Source organism: Haloarcula salina (assembly GCF_049603855.1).
Taxonomy (GTDB): Archaea; Halobacteriota; Halobacteria; order Halobacteriales; family Haloarculaceae; genus Haloarcula; species Haloarcula salina_A.
In genome coordinates this window covers 2,142,316-2,160,074 of record NZ_CP187146.1, presented here as the reverse complement: position 1 = coordinate 2,160,074, position 17,759 = coordinate 2,142,316, and the positions used below count along the sequence as shown (strand labels likewise).

Here is a 17,759-nt window from a genome sequence, read left to right as displayed (position 1 = left end):
TTGTCCCTCCCTCTTGGTCTCCGCAATGACTCTCTTGACTCGTGAGCAACACGTCGACATAAATCCACTCGACAAATTATCAAATGTGATTTTCAGGGTGCCTTCGGCGGTCGCGGACGGCCAGCGCGTCACGTCCCCGAGAGGTTAACACCGCGGCCGCCCTACGTTCCGGCCATGGTGACACCCTCCGGGCCGTGGTCGCTGGCGGAGACGGAGCGGTTCCTCGACGAGGTGACGGTTCCCATCCGACTCGGCTGTCGGACCCCGGCGGACCGGCCGTGGATGCTCTCGCTGTGGTATCGATTCACCGACGGGGTTTTCGAGTGTGCCACCGGCGCGGACGCGGCCGTCGTCGAGTACCTCGAATACGACCCGACGGTGTCCTTCGAGGTGTCCACCAACGTACCGCCCTACCGCGGCGTCCGGGGCAACGGAACTGTTTCGGTGACCACCGACGAGGACAAGGAACTGCTTAGGGACCTCCTAGAGCGGTACCTCGACGGGACCGACGCACCGATCGCCGAACGGCTCCTCTCGCCCGACCGTGAGGAGGTACGACTCGCGATCACCCCCGACCGCCTCCACACCTGGGACTACAGCGACCGGATGTGACCGGTTGCCGGCCGAGCGACGTGAGATGGACACCACGACCATGGACACAGACCCAACGAAGCTCAGATCGCTCGCCATCAGCGCACAGGACCTCGTCGCGGCTACCGAAGCGAGAGCCGACGGCGCAGACGCGGTGTTGCGCGTGACGCCACCGTTCAGCGGACGCATGCGCGCTCGGTTACACCTCGTTCAGTCGGGGGAGACGGACGACGACACGCTCCATCTCGAGCCGTCGACGCTACTGGCCGAGGACGCACCTGCCTATCCCACGCCCGACGACACCGCCGACGAACTCCGCGCCGACGAAACCGAGACGTACTCGGTCGAGCGTCATCGCACGTACCACGAACAGCGCGTCGAAACGTGGCGCGAGTCGCTCCCATCCTACGCCGTCGACAGCGTCACCCCGCCGGCGGTCGGCCACGAGGTGACGGTCTCGATACTCGGTCCCTGAACGCGCTCGGTCGTCGGCGAAACAGGAAGATCTCGAGTTCGCCGGACGGTACCCCGTGAAACCGATCAGGAGACGTCGATAAAACGTCTACTCACTTCTCAGCTCGTCGTGAAATGTGCAGTTAGTCAGTAATTGCCCGTGAAACGTCTCGAAACGGCTGGAAGGCTCTGGTAGTTATAAGATATCTCCAGTAGAAACGTCGGGTACAGCCCTCGCATGTCAAGTTCGTCAGCCCACGAATTGCTCGCCCTGCTCGACGCGGCCCTGCCGCGTCTCGACGCGTCAGTCGTCTCCGCCGTCCGCGGTGTCGCCTTCTGGACGGCGATCGCCCTCCCCTTCCTCTACGTCCCGCTGCTCGTCTCCGGCCTGAACACCGGCTCGACCCGAGCGGCCTTCGTCGCGCTCGTCGCCTGTAACGCGATGGCGCTCTACGTCGGCCACACCCACCGAGGGGAGTGAGACGCCGACGCGGTCCGTTCCAGAGCCATCCGCCAGCGCCCACCGTCGAGTCCGACCAGTCTTGGCCGTCCAGCCCGTCGGTCGGATATGGACGAGCGCACGGGTCGGTTCCGGGTCTACCGCGTCGTCGAGGCGGTCCCGCACGTCAATCTGTTCGACACCGAAGCGACGCGGCTCTACACGGTGTATCAGTCCGGCTACGGCGAGCGCCAACCAGCCGTCGACGCGCTCCGGACCGGGGATCTCGTTGAGGCGACGCTCGGCGGCGACCCCGACGACGCCGAGGAGGCGTGGTCGCTGCTGGAGTTCGAGCGCGTCGACCGGGTCGCGATGGACTTCGCCGTCGACGCCGACCCGCCGCCAGAGGCGACTGACTGCTGGGAGCCGGGTCTCGACCGCCCCGCGAGCGTCACGCTCACCGAGGGCGGCCGGCCGGTCGGCGAGTGTTTCGTCCAGCCGCGCGGGCCGCTCCCCGGCGGAGCGTTCGTCCCGAGCGTGCTCACCGGACTCGTCCCGATGGAGGAGATTCTGACCGAACTGCCCGGGGTGGGCGCGCCGCCGACCGACGCCGTCTTCGTCGACCCCGACCCGCCGGACGCCGACGCGTACTCGCGTCCCTACGGCGTCGCCGCGCTGTTCACGGCCGAGGCCGACGAGCGACTCGCGGCGTTCAAGGACCGATACGACCTGCCCACCGAGGGTGACACACGGCCCGCGTACGATCCCTACGGTATCTGAGCGCCGCCGGGCATCCCGGACCGAGCGTCACATCGTGATGACGACCGGCACGGGAACGAAACACAGCATTCCCAGGACGAACGTCAGCAGGCCGACCGCCCACCGACCGGGTCCGAGCCCCGTCTCGTCGACCGGCCGCGCCGATCCCATTCGGCCGAAGACGAGCGCCAGCAGTCCCCAGAACGCCCACATACCCGCCCCTCGACCGTCCTCGAAGGCGACGAGATACCCGGCGAGGCCGAACAGGGCGAGCGGAACGGCGATCTGAATCGCCGAGAGTCGGTCGCCGAACAGCGATCGGGCGACGTGCGCCCCGTCGAGTTGGCCCACGGGCAGGAGGTTCAGGAACGTCACGAACGCCCCGACCCAGCCGCCGATGACGACCGGGTTCGGCGAGAGGAGCGGGTTCGCGTACGTTAGCGGTTCGCCCATCGCCGCGGCGACGCTCTGCAACAGGAGCGGATAGCCGAGTTCGACGTGGGTGACGAGGCTGCCCGACAGCTCTACCGGGGGGAGCGTCACGCCGACAGCGGTCACGACGACCGTCGCGGCGAGGCCGGCCAGCGGCCCGGCGACGCCGATGTCGAACAGCGCCTTCCGGTCCGGGATGGTGTCGTTCATGCGGATGACCGCGCCCAGCGTCCCGAGGAGGTTCGGGAACGGCAGGAAGTACGGCAGGCTCGCCTCCACCTCGTGGTGGCGGCTCATGATGTAGTGGCCGAACTCGTGGACCGCGAGGATGCCGAGCGCCGCCGCGGCGAACGGCCACGCCGCGAGCAGCGCGGACGGGTCCTCAGTCGGTGACAGTCCGTACCAGCGAGTCCCGGCGTACAGCGTCGACACCAGTGTGAGGACGGCGAACGCGACGTTCGTCCACGGAACGCCTTCGACACCGAGCGAGCGCTCCTGCGCGACGAGCACGTACTCGCCCGTCTCCTCTCTGAGCGCGACGCGGTAGCCCCGTTGCCGGAACGTCGGCGCGACGCTGTGGAGGACCTGTTCGGACTCGGCCACCGGTTCCCCGTAGTACCGCACGCCGTCGTCGGCCGACATGTCGACCTCGTACACGCGGAAGGTGTCGGCGAGCGTCTCCGGGTCGGGGAGCTCCGGCGGCGCGGACTCGGTCGCCATTACCTCCTGTTGGTGTTCTATCGGTTTGAACCTGTTTGCCACCCCCTGGCCGCGTTCGCAAGCCGAAGACTCAAGCCCGATACCGTGCTACATAGTGGCATGAGTGTAGCGGGACTGTGCGAACTCTGTGGACGCCCCGAGGTAGACCACGGCTGTGACCGGTGCGGCCAGCTCGTCTGCGACGAACACTGGAGCGAGGACACCGGCCTGTGCGTCGAGTGCGCGGCAGACGCGGGCCGACCGGACGATCGGCGAGTGCCGGAGGACGCGCCGGACGGCGTCGACACGTACCGCTTCTGAGTGGGGTACCGGCGGAAAACCACGTCCGCGAAGCGGTGCGGTCGTCCCTCGCTCCGCTTACTCGCCGGTATCGCGGAACTGGTTCAGCCGCTGTTTCAGCTGTTTTGCCGACTGGCCGGCGGCGTCGAAGAACGCGTCGCCGGCGTCGCCGCGGCCGCCACGGGCCGTCGCGTCCTCGCCGGCGAAGATGATGCCCCGCGAGGAGTTGACGAGGCCGACCCCGTCGGCGAGTCCGTGCTCGACCGCGGCCTCCGCGTCGCCGCCCTGGGCGCCGACGCCGGGGACGAGAAACGGGATGTCCGGGACCAGTTCGCGGATGGACGCCAGTTCGTCGGGATTGGTCGCCCCGACGACGAGGCCGACGTTGCCGTTGCGGTTCCACAGGTCAGCGAGGTGGACGACGCGCTCGTACAGCGTCTCCCCGGAGGCCAGTTCGAGATCCTGTAGGTCTTCGCCGCCGGGATTCGAGGTGCGTCCGAGGACGAACACGCCCTTCTCGGCGCGCTGGAGGAACGGTTCCAGGGAGTCGCGGCCGAGGAAGGGATTGACCGTGATGGCGTCGGCTGCGGGTCCGTGGTCGTCGTCAAGCGCGCGGGCGTACTGGCGCGCGGTGTTCCCGATGTCGCCTCGCTTGGCGTCCAGCAGGACCGGCACGTCCTTTCCGTGGGCGTAGGCGATGGTCTCCCTGAGCGCCCGCCAGCCGTCGGGGTCCTCGTAGAACGCGGCGTTCGGCTTGTAACAGGCGGCGTGCTCGTGGGTCGCGTCGATGATTCGACGGTTGAACTGCCAGCGCGGGAGGTCGGCGTCGCGGACGGCGTCGGGCAAGCGGTCCGGGTCGGGGTCCAGTCCGACGGAGACCACGCTATCGGCGGTCTCGATCCGGGCCGCGAGACGGTCGAAGAAGTGCATAGGTACCGCGCGGACCGGCAGCGACACAAGCGTTTCCTTCTCGTCCCACGCGGGGGAATCAGATCTGATACTGATTCCCCCTGTCTATTTGCGGGACCGTCCCCAAAGCCGGTCATGGACCGTTTCGTGGATGTCGGTCACGTGGCTGAGACCTTGCCCGATCTGACAGCGGCGCTGGCGGACCCGCGGCTACGGCGATTCGGACTCACAGGCGGCGTCTCGCTGGTTGGCGTGGGCGCGCTACTGTCGCTCGCACCGACGACCGGCGGGTGGGCGTTCTGGTCGAACGCCGTCGCCGCGACGCTCGTGTTCATCGGCGTCCCGCTGCTCTGTCTCGGCCTGGCCGCCCCGGACCCCGACCCCAGTTCGCTGTTTCACCTTGGCATCGACCTGACGGAGACCCAGCGCCGCGCCGTCGCGGCCGGCTCGCTCTGTGTCACGCTCACCCCCATCGTGCTCGCGGTCGGGACCCCGCTCGGCCTGCCGTCGCTGGTCCTGGTCGTCGCGGCCACGTCCGCGGTGTTCGGGACCGTACTCATCCTCACCGGGTTCGTCGCGTGGACGGCCGCGACGCTCGCCGAGCCGACCAGTTAGGCGTCCAGCGTCTCGACCAGCGCGTCCACCACTCCTTTCACCGCCGCGCCGCTGTGCGCGACGAGCGTGTCATCCTCGACAGACACGTCGTCGCGGTCCGGCACGCCGCGGAGGTCGGCCCGCACCGTAATCCGGGCCGTCTCCGGCGTCACGCGGACGACGGCCACCGCCGACTCGTCGTGGGTCACGCGATAGGCGACCGCGCCCTCGGGCGTGGGTTGCACGTCGGTGTCCGCGTCGACGACGGCCACGTCGGCGAGCGGCCCGCGTTCGAGGCCAGTGAGTTCCGAGGCCAGCAACTGGGCGATGCGCCGCCCGTCGCTGATGCGGTCCTCGACCATCAGAGGTCCTCCCGTGCGTCCGCGGCGATGTCGGCCACTTCGACGCCTTCGCTCCGGGCGTAGACGACGGCGGCGGCCTCGAGCGTCACGCCGACCTCGGACTGGAGAGCATTGATACCCGCGACCGCGGTCTGCTTCTCGATGCCGGTCTCGACGACGGCGTCGAGCACCCGCTCGAACGTGGAGCGAGACTGCAGAATCTCCTCGCCTGGGGCGAACCCGTCGGGAATCTCCGTCCCGCTCGCATCGAATCCGACGACGAGGTCGTCGCCGTCGTGTTCGACGAGGCCCTCGCTGGCCGCCACGTCGACGAGCGTCTTGGCCTGGTCCGGCGAGAACCAGTTCCGGTCGAGCGACAGCGCGACGACGAACTCGCTCTCGGCCATCCGGTCGGTCCCGCGCTGGCGGAACGGAGCGGCGACGGCCGTCTTGAGACTCATCGTGAGGTGGACCGAGCGGCGCGAGGGTAACGATTACGATGCCGACCGCGAGTCCGCATCGAACGGTTCAAGTAGCTACTGGGATATCTGTCCCGTATGAAAGACCAGGGACGCTCCCCGCGCAAGCGAACAGGCGGTCGCCGACGACCGAACCACAAGAAGAAAAAGCACGAACTCGGCAACGAGACCACCGAAACGCAGGTCGGCGAACAGCGCCTGAAGGTCGTCGACGCCCGCGGTAACACGCAGAAGGTCCGCGCCGTCTCCACCGACGTCGCGAGCGTCGCCGACGGCGACGAGACGACGGAGGCGACCATCGAGAACGTCGTCGAGAACCCCTCGAACCCCAACTACGCCCGCCGGAACATCATCACGAAGGGCGCTATCGTCGACACCTCGGAGGGGCAGGCCCGCGTGACCTCCCGACCCGGACAGGACGGACAGGTCAACGCCGTCCTCGTCGAGTAATCCGAACTGCCGACGTTCTCCCGCTTCCCACCGTGAACAGCGGCTGCTCCATCAGATCCGCGGCAGCCCCTCTCTCGTCCCCTCACGGCCGCGGCGCGGCCTTCTGGAGGGCGCTCTCGGCGATGTTGCCGCCGTAGTCGGCGGTCCGCGACAGCGAGTCGACGACGCGGCCCAGCAGTTGTGCGCTCTGTGGGTCTTGCTCCCTGACTCGGCTGTCGACCTCGCGGGCGGTCTCGTCGACGGCGGGAATCCGCGCGCGAGCGTCGTTGGCGAGTTCGATAGCCTCGTCGGAGTCGTCGGTCAACAGCGCGTCCATTGCCTGCTCGGAGACCGACGTGGCCTCCTCGGCGAGTTCGTCGAGCAGGTCGGCGGTCTCGCCGGTGATCTCGCCGGTCTCCTGTGCGAGGCTGGCGATTTTTGTGGCGTGGTCGGCGATGCGCTCCAGTTGGCGGGCGCTGGACTGGTAGTCGAAGACGGTCTCGCGGGGGAAGCCGATCTCGTTGGCGGCGGTCGGATTGCGGAGGACGGTGCGGAAGACGCGCGAGACCATGTACCAGAGGCGGTCGACGTCGTCGTCGCGCTGCATCACGTCCTGGGCGAGGTCGTCGTCGTCCTCGATGAGCGCCTCGACGGCGTCCGAGAGCATCGTCAGCGAGACCAGGCGCATGCGCGTGATGGCGTTGAGCACAGAGAGTTCCGAGGAGTCGAGGAGGTCCTGCAGGACGACGCGGTCCGAGGTCTCCTCTATCATTTCGAGGCCGACGAGGCCCTGGGTGGCGTCGCGGATGATGCGGCGCTGCTCGGCCGTGATGCGAGCGGCCTCCAGTCGGATGATGTCGAAGCCGCTGACGTACATCGTCATCACCGCGCGCGTGAGTTCGTGACGGTTCTCGATGCCGGTGATGTCGAGTGACCCCTCGACGTGGTCGTTCTCGTGTTCCGGCGAGACCAACAGCAGGTCGTCTTCGGCGTAGAACTCCACGACGCTGCCGGCGCTCACGTCGTTCTCGGTCGCCCACTCCTTCGGGAGCGAGACGGTGTACGTGGACCCGCCCGTCAATTGGACCTTCCGTGTCTCCATATTGCTACCGATATTTGCTCTGGGTGCATAAAAAATTCTGTAACTATATACTGGCGATCACGTTCGAACTCGAGATGGGTCGAACGACGTTCTCAGCAGTTCATCATCCACCGTGGTACTGTGCTTCAAGGTCACGAGCCACATCTGTTTAAGAACTAAATATATAGAACTATATAGTGTCTGTACTCGGATATAGCGCTAATAGTAGGGTACTTACCCGTCGTTCATCTCCGTACAGATGATGACAGACTCACCGAGCGGTGGACTCTCGCGTCGTCGCTTTCTGACAAGCTCCGGTGCGCTGGGAGCGCTGGCGCTTGCGGGCTGTACGGAACAGTCGTCGGGCTCTGGCTCCGGGTCGGGATCGGGCTCCGGCTCTGGAACCGGCACCAGCACGGGCGGTAGCACCGACAGCGCCGGTGGGCAGCTCTCGGGTGAGATCACGATCACCGGGAGCAGCACCGTCTACCCGCTCGCGACGGCCATCGCGAACGAATTCCAGAAGGAACACGGGCAGGTCGACATCAGTCTCTCGCCGACCGGCTCCGGCGGTGGCTTCAGCAACCACTTCTGCGTCGGCAACTCCGATTTCAACAACGCCTCGCGACCGATCACGCAGTCCGAACAGGACCTCTGTTCGGAGAACGGCGTCGAGTACCACGAGATCAACGTCGCGACGGACGCGCTGACCGTCATCGTCAACAACCAGAACGACTGGGTCGACTGCATGACGCCGGAGCAGCTCCGACAGATCTGGCGCGCCGACGGGGCGTCGACGTGGTCTGAGGTGAACTCGGACTGGCCCGACGAGCCGATCAAGCGCTTCGGCGCGGCGGACACCTCTGGTACGTTCGACTACTTCAACGAGGCCATCCTCGGTGAAGAGGCCAACCACACCGGCAACTACGAGGCGACCGAGAAGGACAACCTCATCCTGCAGGGCGTCCAGCAGGACCAGTACGGTATCGGCTACTTCGGCTTCGCCTACTACCAGGGCAACCAGGACGCGGTCACGGCGCTCGGCATCGACAACGGCGACGGCTGCGTGAAGCCGTCCATCGAGTCGGCGAAGGGCGGCGAGTACAAGCCCCTGTCGCGCCCGCTCTTTACCTACCCGCGAAAGGGCGCGCTCGCGGAGGAGCACATCGCGGAGTTCGCACGCTTCTTCGTCGAGCAGAGCGCCAACACCAACCTGGTCTCCGACGAAATCGGGTACGTCCCGAAGACCGAGGAGACGATGCAGTCCGAACTCGAGGCGCTGAATCAGGTCATCTCCGAGGCCCAGTAACGAGACCGCTATATAGACGATAGAGAGTTACGGATACATTCCGAGTGCTTTTTCCCGAGATGCGAAGAAATGAGCGTACAACACGATGAGTAGCGAGGGACAGACTCCGGACCTGTCGGGGGACCGGGGATTCAGGTCGGTCCGTGAGTCGGCATACAAGTACGCGCTGGCGGGCTGTGCCGTTCTGTCTGTCCTGACGACGGTCAGTATCATCGCGGTGCTGGTGCTCGACGCCACGCAGTTCTTCGCCGAGTACCCGATCCTCGAGTTCCTGACCGGGACGGAGTTCAGTCCCAATCTCGAACCGGTTGCCTTCGGCGTGCTCCCGCTCATCCTCGGGACGCTCCTCATCACGTTCGGTGCGGCCGTCATCGCGCTGCCGATCGGCGTGCTGACGGCGATCTACCTCAGCGAGTACGCGAGCAAGCGCACGCGGTCGGTCCTCAAACCCATGCTCGAAGTCCTCGCCGGTGTCCCGACCGTCGTCTACGGCTACTTCGCTATCGTCTACATCACCCCGGCACTGAACGTCGCTATCGGCGTTCTCAACGGCACACTCGGGACGGAAATATCGCGGCTCGGGCTGTTCAACGGCCTCTCGGCGTCGGTCGTCGTCGGCATCATGATCATCCCGATGGTCTCCTCTATCAGCGAGGACGCGATGAACTCGGTCCCCGACTCGCTTCGCCAGGCGGGCTACGGGCTCGGGGCGACGAAGTTCAACGTCTCGGTGACGATCGTCGTTCCCGCGGCCGTCTCGGGCATCGCCTCGTCGTTCATTCTGGCCATCTCGCGAGCGATCGGCGAGACGATGGCCGTCGTGCTGGCCGCCGGGTCCCAGCCGCCGGACATCCCGCCGGTCCAGCAGGCTTTCGGCGTCCCCTACGTCGCGCCGACGGACATCCTCTCGCTGTTCACCGAGAGCTCCGCGACGATGACCGTCGCGATGATCGACATCGCCAGCGGCGACATCTCCGGCGGATCGACCGCCTACAAGTCGCTGTTCGCCATCGGCCTGACGCTGTTCGTCATCACGCTCGCGATGAACGTCGTCAGCGACCTCGTAGCGAGCCGCTACCGGGAGGAATACGAGTAAATGGCCACGAAATCACCCACACAGACGGAGTTCGGCGAGGTCAGCAGGATCAAGGGAATCGTCTTCAAGTACGTCTCGTTCGTCGCGTCCATCGTCGGTATCCTCGCGCTGGGCGTGTTGCTGGCGTACGTGTTCTGGGACGCGCTCGGCTTAGAGAGCGCTGGAACCGGCTGGTACCTGGCGTACACGGGGACGCTGCTGGTCCCGCTGTTGGCGTTTTTCGCGTACGCGCGAACGAAGCCTGACGTGGTCGCCGGGGCGTTCGAGCTGTTCAGTCTGACCCTCGCCGGCGTCATGCTGACCGTCGCATCGGTGATCATCCTCTCCATCATCGCGAGCCCCGCCGTGTGGTTCGCGTACTTCCTGACCGTCGTCGGCCCGCTGCTGGCGCTGTTCGTCTACGGCCAGTACGAACGCGAGGCGACCTGGGTCGGGCTGGCGATGCTCGTCACGCTCGTCGCCGGTCCCGTCGTCGGCACGCTCGGACTGGGCGCTCTGACCACGGTCGGGGCCCTGCTCGGTGCGCCCGGGGTGTACTTCCTCTCGCTCGTGGTCCCGGGCGCGGCGCTGTCGGCGTATCTTGCCGCCGAGCGATTCGACGCGTCACGCCGGGTGAGCCTCGGTATCGGCGTCGTCGTCCCGGTCCTGGCCATCGTCGCCGTCCCGGTCGTCGACACCGTCCCCGCAATCTCTCGGTCCGTCTGGCTCATCGCGCTCGTCATGCTCGGCCTCCCGGTCGGCTACGCGGTCGCCAACACCGCTCGCACGCGCGAGCGCCGGTCGGCGTTCGCGCTGCCGGTCATCGCCGTCGCCGGGTTCCTCGCCGGGGGCGCTATCGTCGACGTCATCGGTGCGACGAAGCCCTCGCCGTGGCTCGACTGGCAGTATCTCACCAGCAGTCCGTCGATCTCGAACGCGGCAGAAGCGGGACTGTACCCCGCGATCATCGGCTCGATCTTCCTCATCGTTCTTGTGAGCGTCTTCACCTTCGTGTTCGGCGTCGGCGCGGCCATCTACCTCGAGGAGTACGCGCCGAACAGCGGCGTCCTCGGCACGGTCACCCGGATCATCAACGTCAACATCTCGAACCTCGCCGGCGTCCCGTCGGTCGTCTACGGGCTGCTGGGCCTCGGAATATTCGTGAACATCGAGGCGCAACTGGGCCCGTTCACGTACGGCGGGTTCGGCGTCGGGACGGTGTTCACCGCCGCACTGACGCTCTCCTTGCTCATCCTTCCGATCGTCGTCATCTCCGCGCAGGAGGCGGTCCGATCCGTGCCGAGCTCGCTACGGCAGGCCTCGTACGGGATGGGCGCGACCCGCTGGCAGACGATTCGGAACGTGGTCCTGCCGCGGTCGCTGCCGGGCATCCTCACCGGGACCATCCTGGCGCTCGGGCGCGCAATCGGCGAGACGGCCCCGCTCATCATGATCGGGGCCGCGACGACGAAGTTCTCGCCGCCGGCCGGGCTGTTCAGCAAGCTCACGGCGATGCCGATGCAGATCTACGCGTGGGCGTTCCTGCCCGGCGAGGACTTCCGATACGGCGTCGTCGCGGCCGGCGTGGTGACGCTGCTCGTCGTCATGCTGACGATGAACTCCGTCGCGATACTCGTACGCAACAAATATCAACAGGAGGCAAACTAATGACTTCACAGGACATGGCCAGTGAGACCGAGGCTGAGACCGACGACGACTCTCTCGTGACGACCGACCCCGGGAAGGGAGGACTCGACGAGAACGACGACCGGGGCTCGGTCGCGCAGACGGGCGCCGGGACCGTCATCGAGTCGCGGGACCTCGACGTGTTCTACGGCGAGACCCAGGCGCTCCAGAACATCGACCTGGCCATCCCGGAGAACCAGGTGACGGCCATGATCGGCCCGTCGGGCTGTGGCAAGTCGACGTTCCTCCGGTGTATCAACCGCATGAACGACCTCATCGACATCGCCCGCGTCGAGGGGGAACTCACGTTCAAGGGGAAGAACGTCTACGACACCGACGTGGACCCGGTGGCGCTGCGCCGCCGGATCGGGATGGTGTTTCAGCACCCCAACCCCTTCCCCAAGAGCATCTACGACAACGTCGCCTACGGCCTGCGCATCCAGGACAAGACCGAGAACATGGACGAGGTCGTCGAGCGCTCGCTGAAGAAGGCCGCGCTGTGGGACGAGGTGAGCGACCGCCTCAACGACTCCGCGCTTGACCTCTCGGGCGGCCAGCAACAGCGTCTCTGCATCGCGCGCGCCATCGCTGTCGACCCCGAAGTCATCCTGATGGACGAACCGGCTTCGGCACTCGACCCCATCGCCACCTCGCAGATCGAGGACCTCATCGAGGAACTGGCCGCGGAGTACACCGTCGTCATCGTCACCCACAATATGCAGCAGGCGGCCCGGATCTCCGATAAGACAGCCGTCTTCCTCACCGGCGGCGAACTCGTGGAGTTCGACGACACCGACAAGATCTTCGAAAATCCGGACAGCCAGCGCGTCGAGGACTACATCACCGGCAAGTTCGGATAACTGCTTTCCGCCGACCTGCCGCCTCCTTTTCGGTTGCCACTCACCGCTCCAGCGTCGCTTCGGTGTCGATGTCGTACACCGCTTTGGGCGTCTCGACGTGGGCCGTCCGCACCGCGTCGTCGTGCCCGTTCTCCAGCAGCCAGCGGACCCGCCGCGGCACGGTCTTCGGCCCGAGGACCGCGCCGGGGCGGTCCGGGTCGTCGATGTAGTCCGTCTCCATCAGGAACGGCTCGTCTGCCTCGATGGCGATTTCCAGTTCGTCCTTGTCGGCCAGCACCGACTTGACCGGGCCGGTGAGCCGGCCACCCGAGTAGTGCTTGACCACCTGCGTGCGGTCGAGGCCGCGTTCTTCCGCCCACTGCGCGACCGTCTCGAAGTCCTCGCCGCCCTCCGTGTGGAGCTGGATCGCACAGCCGACATCGGCGGCCCGCTCGAAGCCGTGACGCATCACGTCGTTCGAGGCTTCCCAGACCGCGTCGTCCACGTCGTAGTGGGGCCGCCCGGACTTCATCGCGAGCGCCCGCCCCTCGGCGACGTACTCTGCCGCAACGTCGAGGCCGGCCTGCATGATGTCGCGGGCCTCCGCTGGTGTGTGGCCGTCGCCGACCAGTTTCGAGACGAGCGCCGGGTGGACGCCCAGCACCGGCCACGCCCGCCCGTCGAGCACGTCCGATGCGTCGGCGGCCGCCTCGACGGTCAGGTCGAACACCTCCCGGAACGTCGCCTCGTCGGTCGCCTTCTCGACGAGGTGCCAGGAGGGCTTGTTGAGCACCAGCAGGTGCGTCCCGCCGTGGTCGGCGAACTCCGCGGCCGCCTCGACGTTCCGGCCGTTGACCGGGTCGAGGTGCAGGTGGTTGTCGAGCACCGGCGTGTCGTCGATGTCCATACGCGCCACACGGGTGCGACCGGAGAAAACACTTGCCGACTCGACTGCCCTTTTGCAAGAACGCCCCTCAGCCGCTCACTCGCCGAGCGTCACCGCTTCGTCGGCGGCGTTCCCGAGCGCGTCGGACCGTCCGTACTCGCCCGGCGCGACGGCGACAGTGCGAAGTCCCTCTCTGCCGGCGACCTCCAGCGCGGGCTTGAAGTCCGTGTCCCGCGAGGCGACGACCAGCACGTCGATCTGTCCCGCGACGGCCGCGTCCGTCGCGTCGACGGCGAGCCGAACGTCCACGTCGCCGCTGGTGATGACGACTTCGAATCCCCGTGCCTCGGCGGCCTGGATAAGGCCCGGCGACGCGTTCTGGTCGACGTAGAGCCGCGTCAGCGCCAGCGGGCCGTACGTCTCGGCCAGTTCTCGAACCTCGTCTAGGTCCACGTCGAACTCGCCCCGAAGCACGTTTGGGCCGTCGACGAACAGTCCCACCCGCGTCCGCGACTCGTCCGTGTCGAGAATCCGTCGAAGCAGCTTCATAGACGCTGTTTTCCGCTGAGCTGTTTATGCGTGCCGTTTCGTGCCGTAAACTGATAACCGCTATAGCAAAGCGGTGGGGTAGAGGCGACCGACCGGACGGGAGACGGTTTCCAGGAAGGGCTCCTGTCTCCCCACAACCGATTTGAAATCGCTGGACGTACGCCGTGTCGTGTCCCCCGAACTCAGTTCGCGCGCGCGAGCGCTGGCACTGCCCTACTACGAGGACGCCCTCCCTGCCCACGACGAGTTCCACGCGAACCGGGTCCGCGACCTGGCGCTCCGACTGGCCGCAGACGTGACCGGCCCCGTCGACGAGGACCTCCTCGCCGCCGCGGCGTGGCTCCACGACATCGGTCGGCCGCTCGAACGGACGGGCGAGGTAGACGACCACGGTCGGTGGGCGGCCCGGGAGGTCAGCGAACTGCTCGCAACCGAGGGCGTCTCGGAGGACCGACTCGCCGCGGTCCAGCACTGTCTCCGAACGCACAGCATTCGGTCGAACTCGCCGGACCCAGAGAGCATCGAGGCGAAACTGCTCTTCGACGCCGACAAACTGGATGCGATCGGGGCCGTCGGTATCGTCCGTCTCGCCGAAATCGTCGGCGAACGGTCGGGGCGCTCGGGAGTGCGGTGCGCCGTCATCGACGACACGGCGGCGACCCGAGAGGTGACTACGGCCAAGCGGGACGTGTCGCTCCTCCGGGAGTGGGCGAGCGAGCGGCTGACCGCGCTCCACACCGAACCCGCGCAACGCCTCGGCGCGTCACGCTGGGAGTACGTCGCGGACTTCTTCGAACGGTTCGACGAGGAAATCGGACCGGACGCGACGCGGTAGGCTGTCTCTGGCCCGTCTGAACGGCGCTGGCGAAACGATATCTCTCTCGGCGACCGCGGATTTGCTATCGTCACATACAGTTTATCGCTCTCGTCGAGGCCAAACGGTAAGACCGCTCGGCGTGTGTCCTCCGCCTATGACACTGCGGTCTTCGCCGCTCTCGGCGGCGCACGCGCGCACAGACGCTTCGTTCACCGACTTCGGCGGGTGGGAGATGCCCGTCGAGTTCGACTCGATCCGGGCCGAGCACGCGGCGGTCCGCGACGCGGTCGGGAAGTTCGACGTCTCGCACATGGGACAGGTCACCGTCTCCGGTCCGGACGCAGCGACGCTGACACAGCGGCTGACGACGAACGACGTGACCGCGCTGGACCCTGGCGAGGCACAGTACGCGGCGATCACAGACGACGAGGGCATCATGCTCGACGACACCATCGTCTATCGGCTTCCCGAGGGAATCGACGACGACTACCTGTTCATCCCGAACGCGGGTCACGACGGAGAGATGACCGAGCGGTGGCTTACCGAACGCGACGACCGCGGCCTCGACGCCGCGGTGACGAACCGGACCGAGGAGTACGCGATGATCGCCGTACAGGGACCCGACGCACCCGACCTGCTGGCGGCCGAGACGGACGTGGCGCTCGCCGACCTCTCCCGGTTCGAGGTAGCGGCGGGGACGGTCGCCGGCGTCGAGTCGCTCGTCGCCCGGACCGGATACACCGGCGAGCGCGGGTTCGAGGTGCTCTGTCCGTGGGCCGACGCCGAAACGGTCTGGGGCGCGCTGGAGTGTCAGGCCTGTGGCCTCGGTGCGCGTGACACCCTCCGTCTGGAGATGGGCTTCCTGCTCTCCGGGCAGGAGTTTCACCCGACCGAGGAACCGAGGACCCCCTACGAGGCGGGAATCGGCTGGACGGTCAAGCTCGACACGGACTTCGTCGGCCGGGACGCGCTGGAGGGCGTCGAGGCCGAGGGTCCCGAGGAGAAACTCGTCGGCATCGAGCTGATCGACCGGGGCGTCCCGCGACACGGCTACGACGTGACGACACCTGACGGCGAGCCCCTCGGCCGCGTCACCAGCGGCACGATGAGCCCGACGCTCGGGACGCCGATCGCTCTCGGGTACGTGCCCGTGGGCCACGCCGAACCGGACACGCCCGTCCGCGTCGTCGTCCGGGGGGAACCGAAGAAAGCACGTACCAGGAGCACGCCATTTCTCGACAGATGAGCTTCGACGTTCCCGACGAACTACGATACCTGGACACCCACGAGTGGGTCCGCGCGACGGACGAGACCGCCGAGATCGGCATCTCGGACTTCGCGCAGGACGAACTCGGCGACGTGGTGTTCGTCGAACTGCCCGACGAGGGGGCCGAGCTAACCGCCGGCGAGGACTTCGGCGTCGTCGAGTCGATCAAGGCAGTCTCGGACGTGTACGCCCCCGTCTCCGGGACGGTAACGGCGGTCAACGACCGACTCAGAGACGAACCAGAGCTGCTCAACGAGGACCCCTACGGCGACGGCTGGATGCTCGAAGTCGACCTCGCGGACGAGGGTGAACTCGACGACCTGCTCTCGCCGGCGGACTACCGCGACCAGATCGAGTGAGCCGCGTCGTGTTGCATCGGCGGAAGGAGTAGCCTAATGTAGGCACGGCCGCTACGGGCGGGTAGCATGTCTTTTGGCCCTGGTGAGTGGATTTCCCATGAGCGAGCGTGAGAGAGAGCGCGACCGACGCGAGCGCGGCAGTCCGTACGCACCGCAGACGGCCGCGGAGACCGCGGCGATGCTCGACGCAGTGGGCGCCGACGACATCGAGTCGCTGTTCGATGTGCCCGACACCGTCGCTTTCGACGGCGAGTTCGGCATCGACGCCCGGAGCGAGCGAGAGACGAAGCGCGAAGTCGCCCGACTGCTCCGCCGGAACGCGGACCTCACCGAGTTCCTCGGTCGAGGCCACTACGATCACTACGTCCCGAGCGTGGTCGACGACCTCGCCGGTCGCTCGGAGTTCCTGACCTCCTACACGCAGTACCAGCCGGAAGTCGCACAGGGCTTCCTGCAGGCGCTGTTCGAGTACCAGTCGATACTGGTCGAACTGACGGGACTGGATGTCGCCAACTGCTCGATGTACGACGACGCGACGGCGCTGGGCGAGGCCGCGACGCTCTCCCAGCGCGTGCGGTCGGTATCGGGCGACCGAATTCTCGTGCCTGGCCACCTCCGCGAGGGAAAGCGCGCGGTGCTCGCGAACTACGCGGACGGCCCGGGGCTCTCGGTCGAGTCCTATCCGATGGACGACGGAGCCGTCGACGTCGACGCGCTGGCGGAGACGATCGACGAGGAGACGGCGATGGTCTACGCCGAGACGCCCACGGTCAGGGGCGTCGTCGAGGAGCACCTCGGGGCGATTGGCGACCTCGCCGACGACCACGACGCGCTGTTCTGTCTCGGGTCGGACCCCGTGGCGCTGTCCCTGCTGGAGCGCCCGGTCGACGTGGGCGCAGACGTGGTCGTGGGCGACGCGGCCTCGCTCGGGACCGGCACGGCCTACGGGTTCGGCCTCGGGATGTTCGTCACGCGCGAGGAGTACCTGCGACAGGTCCCCGGGCGACTGGTCGGGGCCAGCGAGGACGCCGACGGCCGGCGCGCGTACACGCTGACGCTCCAGACCCGTGAACAGCACATCCGCAAGGAACGGGCCACCTCGAACATCTGTACGAACCAGGCGTGGGTCGCGCTGCGGACCGCGATGCACGCCGCGTGGCTCGGCCCCGACGGGCTGGTCGACCTCGCGAACGAGTGCGTGACACGCGCTCGCGACCTCGCTACCCGATTGGACGAAATCGTCGGCGTGCAGGCCCCAGTCCACGACCGCCACCACTTCCGGGAGTTCGTCGCCAGCACCGACCAGCCGGCCAGCGCCGTCGCCGGGGACCTCCTCGACGAGGGCTACGCGGTCCACGAGGTCGGCGAGCACCTGATCCAGGTGTGTGCCACGGAGACCACCGCCGAGGCCGAAGACGGCCTCATGGCGGCGCTATCGGAGGTGGCGAAATGACACTCGCCGCACT

The 17,759-nt window shown here is 67.0% G+C and carries 22 protein-coding genes; 15 read left to right on the top strand and 7 right to left on the bottom strand.

Annotated elements, in window-relative coordinates; translation table 11 throughout:
* The first annotated feature begins 174 nt into the window (after positions 1-174).
* The 4 genes from ACOZ4I_RS11055 (at position 175) to ACOZ4I_RS11040 (ending at position 2,263) form a co-directional block, all read left to right on the top strand.
* Complete coding sequence (locus ACOZ4I_RS11055) at positions 175-612, top strand: pyridoxamine 5'-phosphate oxidase family protein (protein WP_423999476.1); 438 nt, start codon at positions 175-177, stop codon at positions 610-612.
* A gap of 40 nt (positions 613-652) precedes the next feature.
* Positions 653-1,066 carry a hypothetical protein gene (locus ACOZ4I_RS11050; protein WP_424004803.1) on the top strand — a complete coding sequence of 138 codons (414 nt, stop codon included), beginning with the start codon at positions 653-655 and terminating at the stop codon, positions 1,064-1,066.
* A 216-nt stretch (positions 1,067-1,282) separates the two neighbouring features.
* A complete protein-coding gene (locus tag ACOZ4I_RS11045; protein ID WP_423999474.1) occupies positions 1,283-1,525 on the top strand; it encodes a hypothetical protein in 243 nt (80 codons plus the stop codon).
* An 87-nt stretch (positions 1,526-1,612) separates the two neighbouring features.
* Complete coding sequence (locus tag ACOZ4I_RS11040) at positions 1,613-2,263, top strand: hypothetical protein (RefSeq protein ID WP_423999472.1); 651 nt, start codon at positions 1,613-1,615, stop codon at positions 2,261-2,263.
* Positions 2,264-2,290: 27 nt separating this feature from the next.
* Here the strand turns inward: ACOZ4I_RS11040 and ACOZ4I_RS11035 are convergent, their stop codons facing one another.
* On the bottom strand, positions 2,291-3,394 hold the full coding sequence (locus ACOZ4I_RS11035; RefSeq protein ID WP_423999470.1) for a site-2 protease family protein: 1,104 nt from the start codon (positions 3,392-3,394) through the stop codon (positions 2,291-2,293).
* Positions 3,395-3,493: 99 nt separating this feature from the next.
* Here ACOZ4I_RS11035 and ACOZ4I_RS11030 point away from each other — a divergent pair, with 99 nt between their 5' ends.
* Positions 3,494-3,694 carry a hypothetical protein gene (locus ACOZ4I_RS11030; protein WP_423999468.1) on the top strand — a complete coding sequence of 67 codons (201 nt, stop codon included), beginning with the start codon at positions 3,494-3,496 and terminating at the stop codon, positions 3,692-3,694.
* A 57-nt stretch (positions 3,695-3,751) separates the two neighbouring features.
* Here the strand turns inward: ACOZ4I_RS11030 and pyrF are convergent, their stop codons facing one another.
* Positions 3,752-4,603 carry an orotidine-5'-phosphate decarboxylase gene (pyrF, locus tag ACOZ4I_RS11025; protein ID WP_423999466.1) on the bottom strand — a complete coding sequence of 284 codons (852 nt, stop codon included), beginning with the start codon at positions 4,601-4,603 and terminating at the stop codon, positions 3,752-3,754.
* A gap of 114 nt (positions 4,604-4,717) precedes the next feature.
* Between pyrF and ACOZ4I_RS11020 the strand changes: the two genes are divergently transcribed.
* A complete protein-coding gene (locus tag ACOZ4I_RS11020; RefSeq protein ID WP_423999464.1) occupies positions 4,718-5,197 on the top strand; it encodes a hypothetical protein in 480 nt (159 codons plus the stop codon).
* On the opposite strand, the gene ACOZ4I_RS11015 is transcribed toward ACOZ4I_RS11020, so the two are convergent.
* Positions 5,194-5,538, bottom strand: a complete 345-nt coding sequence (locus ACOZ4I_RS11015; protein ID WP_423999462.1) for a hypothetical protein — start codon at positions 5,536-5,538, stop codon at positions 5,194-5,196. The genes ACOZ4I_RS11020 and ACOZ4I_RS11015 overlap by 4 nt on opposite strands.
* A complete protein-coding gene (locus ACOZ4I_RS11010; protein ID WP_423999460.1) occupies positions 5,538-5,978 on the bottom strand; it encodes a DUF2240 family protein in 441 nt (146 codons plus the stop codon). The genes ACOZ4I_RS11015 and ACOZ4I_RS11010 overlap by 1 nt, the downstream gene beginning before the upstream one ends.
* 96 nt (positions 5,979-6,074) lie before the next feature.
* On the opposite strand from ACOZ4I_RS11010, the gene ACOZ4I_RS11005 reads away from it, so the two are divergent.
* The gene (locus ACOZ4I_RS11005; protein ID WP_423999458.1) at positions 6,075-6,446 is read left to right on the top strand and encodes a 30S ribosomal protein S8e; all 372 of its coding nucleotides are present in this window, start codon (positions 6,075-6,077) and stop codon (positions 6,444-6,446) included.
* An 82-nt stretch (positions 6,447-6,528) separates the two neighbouring features.
* Here ACOZ4I_RS11005 and ACOZ4I_RS11000 read toward each other — a convergent pair whose 3' ends face one another.
* Entirely contained in the window at positions 6,529-7,527 is a 999-nt protein-coding gene (locus tag ACOZ4I_RS11000; RefSeq protein WP_423999456.1) for a PhoU domain-containing protein, read from the bottom strand.
* Between the two features lie 241 nt (positions 7,528-7,768).
* Here ACOZ4I_RS11000 and ACOZ4I_RS10995 point away from each other — a divergent pair, with 241 nt between their 5' ends.
* The 4 genes from ACOZ4I_RS10995 to pstB all read left to right on the top strand — a co-directional run bounded on the left by ACOZ4I_RS10995 (position 7,769) and on the right by pstB (position 12,436).
* On the top strand, positions 7,769-8,815 hold the full coding sequence (locus ACOZ4I_RS10995; protein WP_423999454.1) for a PstS family phosphate ABC transporter substrate-binding protein: 1,047 nt from the start codon (positions 7,769-7,771) through the stop codon (positions 8,813-8,815).
* Positions 8,816-8,900: 85 nt separating this feature from the next.
* Complete coding sequence (pstC, locus tag ACOZ4I_RS10990; RefSeq protein ID WP_423999452.1) at positions 8,901-9,911, top strand: phosphate ABC transporter permease subunit PstC; 1,011 nt, start codon at positions 8,901-8,903, stop codon at positions 9,909-9,911.
* Entirely contained in the window at positions 9,912-11,558 is a 1,647-nt protein-coding gene (pstA, locus tag ACOZ4I_RS10985) for a phosphate ABC transporter permease PstA (RefSeq protein WP_423999450.1), read from the top strand.
* Positions 11,558-12,436, top strand: a complete 879-nt coding sequence (gene pstB / locus ACOZ4I_RS10980) for a phosphate ABC transporter ATP-binding protein PstB (protein WP_423999448.1) — start codon at positions 11,558-11,560, stop codon at positions 12,434-12,436. Before pstA ends, pstB begins: the two co-directional genes overlap by 1 nt.
* Before the next feature lie 40 nt (positions 12,437-12,476).
* Here the strand turns inward: pstB and ACOZ4I_RS10975 are convergent, their stop codons facing one another.
* Together ACOZ4I_RS10975 and ACOZ4I_RS10970 are read right to left on the bottom strand one after the other, a co-directional pair.
* Complete coding sequence (locus ACOZ4I_RS10975; protein WP_423999446.1) at positions 12,477-13,322, bottom strand: TatD family hydrolase; 846 nt, start codon at positions 13,320-13,322, stop codon at positions 12,477-12,479.
* A gap of 75 nt (positions 13,323-13,397) precedes the next feature.
* Complete coding sequence (locus tag ACOZ4I_RS10970) at positions 13,398-13,850, bottom strand: NYN domain-containing protein (protein WP_423999444.1); 453 nt, start codon at positions 13,848-13,850, stop codon at positions 13,398-13,400.
* Between the two features lie 169 nt (positions 13,851-14,019).
* Here ACOZ4I_RS10970 and ACOZ4I_RS10965 point away from each other — a divergent pair, with 169 nt between their 5' ends.
* From ACOZ4I_RS10965 to gcvPA, 4 genes are all read left to right on the top strand, one after another.
* Positions 14,020-14,685, top strand: a complete 666-nt coding sequence (locus ACOZ4I_RS10965) for an HD domain-containing protein (RefSeq protein WP_423999442.1) — start codon at positions 14,020-14,022, stop codon at positions 14,683-14,685.
* Between the two features lie 136 nt (positions 14,686-14,821).
* Positions 14,822-15,913 (top strand): glycine cleavage system aminomethyltransferase GcvT, encoded by a 1,092-nt coding sequence (gene gcvT, locus ACOZ4I_RS10960; protein WP_423999440.1) that lies wholly within the window; start codon positions 14,822-14,824, stop codon positions 15,911-15,913.
* Entirely contained in the window at positions 15,910-16,293 is a 384-nt protein-coding gene (gene gcvH, locus ACOZ4I_RS10955) for a glycine cleavage system protein GcvH (RefSeq protein WP_423999438.1), read from the top strand. Before gcvT ends, gcvH begins: the two co-directional genes overlap by 4 nt.
* A gap of 97 nt (positions 16,294-16,390) precedes the next feature.
* Positions 16,391-17,746 carry an aminomethyl-transferring glycine dehydrogenase subunit GcvPA gene (gcvPA, locus tag ACOZ4I_RS10950; protein ID WP_423999436.1) on the top strand — a complete coding sequence of 452 codons (1,356 nt, stop codon included), beginning with the start codon at positions 16,391-16,393 and terminating at the stop codon, positions 17,744-17,746.
* The last annotated feature ends 13 nt before the right edge of the window (positions 17,747-17,759 follow it).

Bases quoted from the DNA above. Each gene is read 5' to 3' on its own strand.
- ACOZ4I_RS10970 (WP_423999444.1), bottom strand. From the start codon at position 13,850: ATGAAGCTGCTTCGACGGATTCTCGACACGGACGAGTCGCGGACGCGG.
- pyrF (WP_423999466.1), bottom strand. From the start codon at position 4,603: ATGCACTTCTTCGACCGTCTCGCGGCCCGGATCGAGACCGCCGATAGC.
- ACOZ4I_RS11015 (WP_423999462.1), bottom strand. From the start codon at position 5,538: ATGGTCGAGGACCGCATCAGCGACGGGCGGCGCATCGCCCAGTTGCTG.
- ACOZ4I_RS11045 (WP_423999474.1), top strand. From the start codon at position 1,283: ATGTCAAGTTCGTCAGCCCACGAATTGCTCGCCCTGCTCGACGCGGCC.
- ACOZ4I_RS11050 (WP_424004803.1), top strand. From the start codon at position 653: ATGGACACAGACCCAACGAAGCTCAGATCGCTCGCCATCAGCGCACAG.
- pstC (WP_423999452.1), top strand. From the start codon at position 8,901: ATGAGTAGCGAGGGACAGACTCCGGACCTGTCGGGGGACCGGGGATTC.
- ACOZ4I_RS11040 (WP_423999472.1), top strand. From the start codon at position 1,613: ATGGACGAGCGCACGGGTCGGTTCCGGGTCTACCGCGTCGTCGAGGCG.
- ACOZ4I_RS11020 (WP_423999464.1), top strand. From the start codon at position 4,718: ATGGACCGTTTCGTGGATGTCGGTCACGTGGCTGAGACCTTGCCCGAT.
- ACOZ4I_RS11030 (WP_423999468.1), top strand. From the start codon at position 3,494: ATGAGTGTAGCGGGACTGTGCGAACTCTGTGGACGCCCCGAGGTAGAC.
- ACOZ4I_RS11005 (WP_423999458.1), top strand. From the start codon at position 6,075: ATGAAAGACCAGGGACGCTCCCCGCGCAAGCGAACAGGCGGTCGCCGA.
- ACOZ4I_RS11035 (WP_423999470.1), bottom strand. From the start codon at position 3,394: ATGGCGACCGAGTCCGCGCCGCCGGAGCTCCCCGACCCGGAGACGCTC.
- gcvPA (WP_423999436.1), top strand. From the start codon at position 16,391: ATGAGCGAGCGTGAGAGAGAGCGCGACCGACGCGAGCGCGGCAGTCCG.
- ACOZ4I_RS11010 (WP_423999460.1), bottom strand. From the start codon at position 5,978: ATGAGTCTCAAGACGGCCGTCGCCGCTCCGTTCCGCCAGCGCGGGACC.
- pstA (WP_423999450.1), top strand. From the start codon at position 9,912: ATGGCCACGAAATCACCCACACAGACGGAGTTCGGCGAGGTCAGCAGG.
- ACOZ4I_RS10995 (WP_423999454.1), top strand. From the start codon at position 7,769: ATGACAGACTCACCGAGCGGTGGACTCTCGCGTCGTCGCTTTCTGACA.
- ACOZ4I_RS11000 (WP_423999456.1), bottom strand. From the start codon at position 7,527: ATGGAGACACGGAAGGTCCAATTGACGGGCGGGTCCACGTACACCGTC.
- ACOZ4I_RS11055 (WP_423999476.1), top strand. From the start codon at position 175: ATGGTGACACCCTCCGGGCCGTGGTCGCTGGCGGAGACGGAGCGGTTC.
- gcvH (WP_423999438.1), top strand. From the start codon at position 15,910: ATGAGCTTCGACGTTCCCGACGAACTACGATACCTGGACACCCACGAG.
- ACOZ4I_RS10975 (WP_423999446.1), bottom strand. From the start codon at position 13,322: ATGGACATCGACGACACGCCGGTGCTCGACAACCACCTGCACCTCGAC.
- gcvT (WP_423999440.1), top strand. From the start codon at position 14,822: ATGACACTGCGGTCTTCGCCGCTCTCGGCGGCGCACGCGCGCACAGAC.
- pstB (WP_423999448.1), top strand. From the start codon at position 11,558: ATGACTTCACAGGACATGGCCAGTGAGACCGAGGCTGAGACCGACGAC.